The 8,905-nt window shown below is 70.0% G+C and carries 9 protein-coding genes and 1 pseudogene; 3 read left to right on the top strand and 7 right to left on the bottom strand.

Annotated features, from left to right (window positions below):
* Window positions 1-246: pseudogene (locus Q0L15_RS14260) on the top strand (NAD-dependent epimerase); the annotation flags it as partial.
* Between the two features lie 175 nt (window positions 247-421).
* On the opposite strand, the gene Q0L15_RS14255 reads toward Q0L15_RS14260, so the two are convergent.
* The 4 genes from Q0L15_RS14255 to Q0L15_RS14240 form a co-directional block, all read right to left on the bottom strand.
* On the bottom strand, window positions 422-892 hold the full coding sequence (locus Q0L15_RS14255; RefSeq protein ID WP_296605114.1) for a hypothetical protein: 471 nt from the start codon (window positions 890-892) through the stop codon (window positions 422-424).
* On the bottom strand, window positions 889-2,034 hold the full coding sequence (locus tag Q0L15_RS14250; protein ID WP_296605113.1) for a hypothetical protein: 1,146 nt from the start codon (window positions 2,032-2,034) through the stop codon (window positions 889-891). Before Q0L15_RS14250 ends, Q0L15_RS14255 begins: the two co-directional genes overlap by 4 nt.
* Window positions 2,035-2,193: 159 nt before the next feature.
* Entirely contained in the window at window positions 2,194-3,711 is a 1,518-nt protein-coding gene (locus tag Q0L15_RS14245; protein WP_296605115.1) for a recombinase family protein, read from the bottom strand.
* Between the two features lie 265 nt (window positions 3,712-3,976).
* Complete coding sequence (locus tag Q0L15_RS14240) at window positions 3,977-4,465, bottom strand: MarR family transcriptional regulator (RefSeq protein WP_296605112.1); 489 nt, start codon at window positions 4,463-4,465, stop codon at window positions 3,977-3,979.
* 100 nt (window positions 4,466-4,565) lie between these two features.
* On the opposite strand from Q0L15_RS14240, the gene Q0L15_RS14235 reads away from it, so the two are divergent.
* Entirely contained in the window at window positions 4,566-5,219 is a 654-nt protein-coding gene (locus Q0L15_RS14235; protein ID WP_296605111.1) for a cation transporter, read from the top strand.
* A gap of 22 nt (window positions 5,220-5,241) precedes the next feature.
* On the opposite strand, the gene Q0L15_RS14230 is transcribed toward Q0L15_RS14235, so the two are convergent.
* Window positions 5,242-5,643 (bottom strand): universal stress protein, encoded by a 402-nt coding sequence (locus Q0L15_RS14230; protein WP_296605110.1) that lies wholly within the window; start codon window positions 5,641-5,643, stop codon window positions 5,242-5,244.
* Between the two features lie 164 nt (window positions 5,644-5,807).
* On the opposite strand from Q0L15_RS14230, the gene Q0L15_RS14225 reads away from it, so the two are divergent.
* Window positions 5,808-6,230, top strand: coding sequence for a hypothetical protein (locus Q0L15_RS14225; protein ID WP_296605109.1), 423 nt, complete (start codon window positions 5,808-5,810; stop codon window positions 6,228-6,230).
* Between the two features lie 4 nt (window positions 6,231-6,234).
* Here the strand turns inward: Q0L15_RS14225 and Q0L15_RS14220 are convergent, their stop codons facing one another.
* Complete coding sequence (locus Q0L15_RS14220; RefSeq protein ID WP_296605108.1) at window positions 6,235-7,695, bottom strand: glutamate-cysteine ligase family protein; 1,461 nt, start codon at window positions 7,693-7,695, stop codon at window positions 6,235-6,237.
* A gap of 22 nt (window positions 7,696-7,717) precedes the next feature.
* Window positions 7,718-8,866, bottom strand: coding sequence for a glutamate--cysteine ligase (locus tag Q0L15_RS14215; RefSeq protein ID WP_296605107.1), 1,149 nt, complete (start codon window positions 8,864-8,866; stop codon window positions 7,718-7,720).
* Window positions 8,867-8,905: the final 39 nt, after the last annotated feature.

Here is an 8,905-nt window from a genome sequence, read left to right as displayed (position 1 = left end):
CGCAACATCCGCGCCTTCCCGGTGCCGGTGGGTGGCTTCGGCGATCCCGACCGGCTCGCCGAGTGGGCCGTCTTCATGACCACCCCGGCCGCCGACTTCCTCTGTGGAAGCATCGTCTTCGTCGACGGGGGCTCGGACGCCTGGTTCCGCCCCGACGCCTGGCCGCGTCCGGTGCCGGCGCGTGGCGTGCCCCGCTATCTGCGGGACATGGCGCGGTTCAGGACCGCCCGTCGGCGAGCGGTGTGAGTCGAGGACGGCCTGGAAGGCGCCCGCCGGCGTGGCCCGAGTCCGCGACCAGCTCCAAGCTGCACCACGGTCGCGCGTCATGACGAGTCGACCGACCTGCACGAAGCGCCACGCCTAGGGTGTGCGCTTCGACAAGCAGACAATGGTCGCTGCGCACCCTGACGCGAGTTCGCCGCTAGTATCCGCCCGCCGCGCGCGTCTCGCCGGCACCCGCAGCGTCGATCAGCTCGGCCAAGTCAGCGGGCTTCATCGTCTGTACGTCGTGCTCAGTGGCCGTGGTCTCGACGGCGCGGTCGTTGGTGACGATGACCCACGTGTCAGGGAACAACATGCTCTCCTCCACGGCGCGAGCGGCGCGGACGGTGGCGATCATCCCTGGGTCCGCGGTGCCCTTGTTGGCGTAGAGGTCGACCAGCCGCGTGTCCCCAACCCCTAGACCACTCATCACCGCGCGGATCTCCTCGAGGACGAGCGGGGTGAGTTCGACTGCGGTGGTCTCCAGCAGGGCCCGATCAGGGTGCTCCGCAGCCTCGCGGAGCACGTCGGCGGTCACCCGGCAATGTGTACGGAAGAACGTGGTCCGGATGCGGCGACGACCCAGTGCGATCAGTGCATTGTTGTCGACCAGATAGTGGGTGCCGTTCATCGGACCGCCTCGCGGAAGTCGTCGATCTGGGAGGCCGGGATCTTGTTGAAGAACATGATGCGCCGGAACTCTGCGCGGTTCAGGTGCCCTGCGTCGAGGACAGCCAGCATCCGTCGGGAGCACTCGGTCCCGTTGTACTTTCGCAGCGCGTTGACCGGGCGTGGACTCGACAGCGTCGGCGTCGTCCGGCTGTTGTACTCGACCTCGAGCTCGTCCATGTAGCGGCTGAACGTGTCGGGGTCGATACAGCCGAGTCGGCGGGCGCGCATCACCACCGCGCTCGGGGTGACCTTGAACGCGTCGGCCAAGGCCCTCGCGGCCTCGAGGTCGGGGAAGGACAGCCGTCGCATTTCCGCGGCCGGCATGAGGATCTCTGCAGCCAGTTGGTACACGCGAGGAGCGTCCAGCTCCTTGGTGTGCCCGTCGTAGTTGACCGGGGCGAACGTCTCGTGGGCGATGAGCACGGTCAGCAGGACCAGGGTGAAGACCTTGCGGCCCGCCGGCTCGAGGTGCTCCCCCTCGTCGCCGGTGGCAAGAAAGACGAACGGAACCTTCTTGTCCTTGATCGTCATGCCGCTGAACTTGGCGTGCCCCGGCATCTCCTGCGGCATGTAGTGCTGGGCACTGCGGGAGACCAGGACCTGTCGTGCCTCGAGTCGGCCGATGATGAGCTCCAGCGCGGCTTCCTTGGACCTAGACGAGCGGATGTCGGCGCGGGTCATACCCAGCGCCTCAAGGAGGCGGTCGGCGTCCTGCGGGATCGACCCACGGGACTTCTTGAGCAGTCCGACCAGACCGTTCTTGGGGAGAGTCCGGTCGTACCTGCGCAGGATCTCCTGCTTGCGGAGCAAGTCCTTCACGATGAGCTCGACGTCGCAGAGCTCAACCCGGTGGCGCGAGTGCATCGACAGCGACGTCTTCGTGAAACCAGCCATCAGCTTCTCGTTCTTGAGCCGCAACTGCTCGTCGACCACCTGCTTCGGCGCGAAGAACAGCGGGTAGGGTATCTCCGCCTGACGTGCAAGCTTCAAGAACTCCTTCAGCGGCAGAGGGGCCCCGGCCAAGGCCGACCGGACGCCGGCGTAGCTCGACACCACCGAGTTGGTGAACAGCGCGGCGAACACCTCGCGCTCGATCGGCACCCGAGCGCCCCCGAGCAGGCGCGGACGCGTGCAGGCGCCGCAGGACGCGACTGCGCTCGTAGGCCTGAACCGGACGGTCCGCCGGCATGACGGCCGACGAATGGATCACCCGACAACTCGAACTCGCGCCAGAGATGACCGACGAGAGGTGGGCAGCACTCAGCCGCCTTCTTGCACGAGGTCGCGCCAGACAGGGACGAGTCGGTTCGGATCAAACCGGTTCCCTCGACGAGTAGATCGCAGCACGAAGATCGCCTGCAACTCAGCTCGCGCGTACTGCCGCCGGGCCCCGACCGGGAGTTCATTCCAGGTCTCGGGGCCAACCTTCACCTGGCGCTCTGTCCGCAGCCGGTTCTTGAGCCAATCACTCCGCTCCTGACGGAGCTCCTCGACCTGCTCCTGTGCGGCCTGCACTGCCGCGAGCGCCATGCGTGCAGCGTCGCCAGAAAGCTCCGAGTAGTCGGTGAACTTCGCTCTCAGGTCGGCCTTGAGCGCCTCGAGCTCGCCCTCCCGTGGCCATACCGCGCTCTCGGCGGCGACCTCGACCGTCGCGGCACGCATCCGCGCCTTCAAGAGCTCGCTGACGACCCCGTCCACTGCCACACCCGAGGCGCTGATCTTGCCGCAGCCGCCCTCCCCCTTCAGCCCACCGCCGCGCGTCTTGCACGCGTAGTAGAAGTGCTTCTCACTGCGCGCGTTGCCGTGCAACGGCCCTTGGCACTCCGAGCAACGCAGCAGCCCGCTCAGGAAGTACTCGCGATGTGCCTCGCTGCGACGCTCCGCACCGACACGACCTTCGGCGAGCAGCAGATCCTCCAGGGCGGCCCAGACTCCTTCATCGAGGATCGGGTCCCACTGGCCGCGGACGAACTCTGTGGTCTTGGGGTCGACGAGGATCTCGCCCCGGTGAACCCGGTACCCAGCCAGCCGCGGAGCGAGCAACATCTGCTTGAGCGTGGCAGCGCTCCAGGCGTTGTCGCGACTCGTCCTCACTCCTCGCTCGTTGAGATCCTTCACAATCGTGTTCAGAGCGACGCCGGCGAGCAGATCTTCGGCCGCGCGGCGGATGACGTTCGCCTCGAACTCGTTGATCCGCTGGTTGCCCTTGCGACCTGGGTCGGTCACATCTGGCAACACCCGGCCGTCGGCCAACCTGACCTCCGCCCGGACCCAGTCCCAGCCGAAGGGGCGAGTTCCGCTCACAGGACGTCCGGTCAGAGCCGTGGCGCGGTGCTTGGCCGCGACTCGCCGAGACGTGTCTCGACTCGCCTTGTTCGCGAAGGCCACCATGACCCGGGCCAAGGTGATCCCGTCCGGGGACGATAGGTCGATAGCGTCGTGGACCGTGCGGAAGACCAGACGCCGACCAGCCTTCGATGCAGCGTCGTAGATGTCGATGACGCGCTCGAGGTCTCGGGGTCTGCGCGCGAGCCGATCCAGGTCGTAGACGACGATGCCGTCGATTACACCGTCCTCGAGGTCTGCCAGGAGCCGCTCGAACTCAGGCCGCACCACGTCCTTATACGCCGAGATGTCGTTATCGACGTGGTGTCTCTTGATCCGCCAGGTCTGCCGTTCGTGGCTCACCGAGGCGCACAGGAGCTCAATCGCCTCGCGCTGGCGTTCGACACCGGCCCCCCGGTCCCCGGTCTCGGCATCTTCCTGATCGTCGGAGATCCGCTCGTACGCGCCGACGTCGACGACTGCTGGGCCGCTTCTGGCCTCGTCGGCTTCCTGGAGAGCTGCCTCTGCGCCTCGCTTCAGCCTGACGGCATGTCTCGCCCGGCCATCTCACTAGTCTACGCCGCTAGTGTTCGTATTCCAATGTGCTGGTCGAGCATCATCCCCACGAGGAGCGCGAACGGCTGGTCCGTCAGGACCTGGTCGGCGGCAGGGTCACCGGTGATGTTGATCGCCATGGGTCAAGGATGCCGCTTGTCGGTCAGCGCCGGGCGCCCGCGCCGACCTCAGCCGATCCCCACCGGCCGTCCGCGGGCTCCTGCATCGCGACGTTGAGCTGGCGGAGTGCGGACTGCAGCGCCGCAGCGTCGCGCTGCGGGAGGCGCGCGGCCAGGCCCTCGAGCTCCTCGCGACGATGCTGCGTGACGACGTCGAGCAGGCGTCGCCCCGGCTGGGTCAGCTCGATGCGGACCACGCGTCCGTCCTCGGTCGACCGGACGCGCTCGACGAGCCCCATCCGCTGCAGCCGGTCGGCGTGTCGGCTCGCGTTGGAGGGGTTGACGCCGAGGTGCTCGGCGACCTCGCCCACGCTCTGCGGTCCGTGGGCGGCGAGCAGCACCAGCACCCGGTGCTGGGCCACCGTCACCTCGACCGGCGCGGCCGCGATCGAACGGATGGCGATCGCGACGAGCGCGCGACTCGCCGTCAGGAGCTCTTCGACCAGCTCGTCGTGATCCTGCCGTGAGGTCACGCCCCACCCCTCTCCGTCGTGTCGCGCGTGGGCGCCGTCGCCCGCCGTCGTGAGGCCGCGTCCTCGCTATCATCGCGGACACGATGAAGGAACGGCGGCCATGAGTCGGGAGACGCCCCTGCCCGGGCGGTCCCACGCCGGCGATGCGCCCGAGGCGGGTCTGCTGCGACGCACCGTGCTGATCGTGGCCGGCTTGAACTTCGCCTACTTCTTCGTGGAGTTCACCGTCGCCCTGGCTGCGGGCTCGGTGTCGTTGCTCGCCGACAGCGTGGACTTCCTCGAGGACACCTCGATCAACCTGTTGATCTTCATCGCGCTCGGCTGGCCGATGGCCCGGCGGGCGGCCATGGGCAAGCTGATGGCGCTGATCATCCTCGGCCCGGCGGCGCTCGCGGCCTGGGAGGCGGTCGGACGCTTCGCCGACCCGGTCGCCCCCGACGTCACTCCCCTGGTGCTCGCCTCGCTGGGCGCGATCGCGGTCAACGGCACCAGCGCCTTGCTGCTCACGAGAGTGCGCCACCATGGCGGGTCGCTGAGCAGCGCTGCGTTCCTGTCGGCGCGCAACGACGTGCTGGTCAACGTGGCCATCATCGCGATGGGCCTGCTGACGGCAGCCACGGGCTCGCCGTGGCCGGACCTGGTGCTGGGCTGCCTGATCATCCTGCTCGCGCTGCACGCCGCCCACGAGGTGTGGGAGGTCAGCGAGGAGGAGCGGCTCGCCGCCCGCGCCCTCGCGGGCGAGGAGATCGACTAGCCGCGCCGACGTCGAGGGACGGTCAGTCCGCCTTGACGGCGAGCACCGGGCAGTGCGCGTCGAGCAGCACCCGCTGGGCGTTGCTGCCGAGGATGAGCTTGCCGACCGGCGAGCGGCGGCGTAGGCCGATCACGATCAGCTCGGCCTCGTTGGCCTCGGCGATGCTGATGAGGTCCTCGGCCGGCTCGAACCCGCGCACGAGCTGGCGTACGTCGTAGGGGACCCCGGAGTCGTCGAGCACGGCGCGCACCTTGTCGAGGTCACGCTCGGCCCGGGTGGCCGTGTCGGCGTCGAACTCCTGACCGCCACGGTGGGAGTTGACGACGACGAGCTTCGCGTCGCGGAGCTTCGCCTCCTCGACCGCCTTGTGCAGCGCGGCCTCTCCCTCCGGCTTGGGCACGTACCCCACGACGACGGTCCCCATCGACTCTCCCTGTCCAGCTGGCTGTGTGGGCCGGATGCCCACCTCTCGCACCGTAACCGATCGGCAGGCAACGGCGCAGCCTGTGGAGGAACGACACGGCACCGGATCAGCTCGGGAGAGGCTGATCGCTCGGACCAGGTCCCGGAGCCGGAGGTGAGGTGGACGTGGAGGGCATCGACGAACCGGTCGACCGGATGACTGCGCGGACACTGCGGCGCGCCGTGCTCGACCACCACCACACCGAGCGGCGTCACCGCTTCCCCCCGCTCCTGCACGTCGGCGTGCCCGGGGCCACCGAGGACGTCGTCGCAGCCGAGCCCGACGGCGGGGCCGACCACGCGCTGCGCGCCGACATCGTCGCCGCCCTGCTGCAGCGAGCCCGGCGGGGCGGCACCCCGCCCCTGGTGTGGATCACCCGCCCCGGTCCCCTCGACCTGCAGGACGTCGACGCGGCCTGGCTCGCGGCGGCCCGCACCGCCACTGCCGAGGCCGGGGTCGGGCTGACGATGGTCGTCGTCACCCGGCGCGGCTGGCTCGATCCGCGCAGCGCGGTGCGCCGCGAGTGGAAGCGGCTGCGGCAGCGCTGACCGATCAGGCCCAGGTGTGCACCGGCTCGTTGCTGTGCATGCCGCGGGTGTACTCGAGCAGGGTCTCGCGCAGGGCGTCGTAGCGGTCTCCCCCGGCGTGGTGCATGCGCTGCACGAACCACTCCGCGCCGTTGGTGCCGGTCAGGCAGCGCTGCTCGATGATGCCGAGCAGCCGGTCGATCTCGGCACCCGAGGCGCCCCACGCCTCGAGACCGTCCTGGGCCAAGGGGAGCAGCCGGCGCAGGGTCAGCTCGGTGGCCCGGACCTGCCCCACGCCCGGCCAGTAGATCTGGGCCTCGATGCCTTGGCGGGCGGCGACGTGGAAGTTCTCCTCCGCGGCGCTGAAGGACATCTGGGACCACAGCGGCCGCTCGCTCTCGGCGAGCGCGCGCACCAGCCCGAAGTAGAACGCCGCGTTGGCGATCGTGTCGGCGACCGTCGGGCCCGCGGCGAGCAGCCGGTTCTCGACGCGCAGGTGCGGCACCCCGTGGGAGATGTCGTAGACCGGACGGTTCCAGCGGTAGATCGTGCCGTTGTGCAGGCGCAGCTCCGGCAGCGTGGGCGTGCCACCATCCTCGAGCACCGCGAGCGGGTCCTCGTCGTCGGTGATCGGCAGCAGCGCCGGGAAGTAGCGCACGTTCTCCTCGAACAGGTCAAAGACCGAGGTGATCCAGCGCTCGCCGAACCAGACGCGCGGCCGCACCCCTTGAGCCTTGAGCTCCTCGCTGCGGGTGTCGGTCGCCTGCTCGAACAGCGGGATGCGCGTCTCGCGCCACAGCTCCTTGCCGAGGAGGTAGGGCGAGTTGGCGGCCACGGCGACCTGCACGGCGGCGATCGCCTGGGAGGCGTTCCAGTACGCCGCGAACTGGTCGGGTGAGGTCTGCACGTGGAACTGGGTGCTGGTGCAGGCGGCCTCGGGCACGATCGAGTCGGCGGTGGTGCGCAGTCGCTCGGGCCCGTCGATGGCGATGGCGATGTCCTCGCCCCGGGCGTCGAGGATCTGCTCGCTGAGCAGCTTGTAGCGCGGGTTGGCGCTGAGGCTGCTCAGGCTCATGTGCCCCTCGCCGAGCGTCGGCAGGATGCCGATCATCACCATGTGGGCGCCGACCGCCGACGACTTGGCCTCGGCATCGTTGAGGCTGCGCCGCAGGTTGTCCTCGAAGGTCGTCAGGCCGCCCTCGCGCAGCCGCGCGGGCGGGACGTTGATCTCGATGTTGAACTGCCCCAGCTCGGTCTGGAAGTCCGGGTCGGCGATGGCCTCCAGCGCCTCGGAGTTCTTCAGGGCGGGGTCGCCCTCCTCGTCGACGAGGTTGAGCTCGACCTCGAGCCCGGTCATCGGGTCGGTGGTGTCGAAGCGTTCTTCACGCAGCATCCGCGCGAACACGTCGAGGTTGCGGCGTACCTTCTCGCGGTGCCGCGTGCGATCGGCCCGGGAGAACTCCTGAGCCTCGACCTCTTCACCCATGAGCGTCACCCATGTCTCGACCCTAGGCCCTTCGACTCGCGCTGTCGTCGCGTCGCCAGGACGCCTCGGTGCGGGCGATCAGGTCGTCGACCACGCCCTGGACGTCGCCGGTGCGTTCGTAGGCCGCTCGCTGCCGCGCCGCGCCGTTGCCGCTGATCGCGCGCTCGGTGGCCGACGACACCCGCTCGAGGTCGCCGGCCTCGCGCAGCGCCGGCTCGATCCAGGCCACCAACCCGGCCAGCACCTCGGCGGCGGGCCGCAGCTCGCCGTTCGCGGGGTGCACCAGCGAGTCGGCCATGCCGTAGCGCGAGGCGCGCCAGTGGGCGGCCCGCAGCGCCTCGGCACGCCACCGGGGCAGCGGCTCGTCCCGGGCCCAGGCCCGGGCGGCGGTCTCGACCAGGGCCCGCACGAGCGCGCCGACCGTCACCGCGTCAGCAGGGTCGGTGGTGACGTCGCACACCCGGACCTCGACGGTCGGGTGGGCCTGCGAGAGCCGGGCGTCGAAGTAGAGCATCCCCGGATCGCGGGCGGCGCCGGTCTCGAGGAGCATCCGGCAGGTCTCGCGGTAGCCCTCGACCGATCCGAACTGCTCGGTCGGGCCGGCGCTCGGCCAGCGGGCCCAGACCTGCGCCCGCCAGGAGGCGTAGCCCGAGTCGCGCCCGTCGACGTACGGCGAGTTCGCACTCAGCGCCACCAGCGTGGGCAGCCACGGCGCGATCCGATCGATCACGGCCACGCCCTCCTCGTCGGAGGCGATGTCGACGTGGACGTGCATGCCGCAGGTGCCGCCCGTGCGGGCGATCTCGCCGAACGTGTCGACCATCGCCCGATAGCGGTCGTGGGGGCTCACCGAGGAGCGGTCACCTCCGAACGGGACGATGCCGCCCGCTCCGAGCGCCAGCCCGGCGGCTCGAGCGGCCTCGCCCGCCGTGCGGCGGGCCGCGACCAGCTGCTCGAACGCGTCGTCGGCGCTCGCCACCGGGTCGGTGCGGGTCTCGAGCTGGTGGCGGAACAGCTCCTGGTCGAGGTCGTCGGTGGCGGCCCGCGCCCGCTGTCGTCCGCCGCCGTGCTCGCGGAACTCCTTGAGCACCGACGGCGCCGCCGGTACCACTCGGCGGGTCGCGGGGTCGAGGAGCAGGAGCTCCTCCTCCATGCCGAGCGTGCGCACCATGGCCGGCGAGTACCCCGCGCGGTCCACCCGCACGCACGG

Source organism: Nocardioides sp. (genome assembly GCF_024509035.1).
GTDB lineage: Bacteria > Actinomycetota > Actinomycetes > Propionibacteriales > Nocardioidaceae > Nocardioides.
This window is presented reverse-complemented; position numbering and strand designations above follow the sequence as displayed.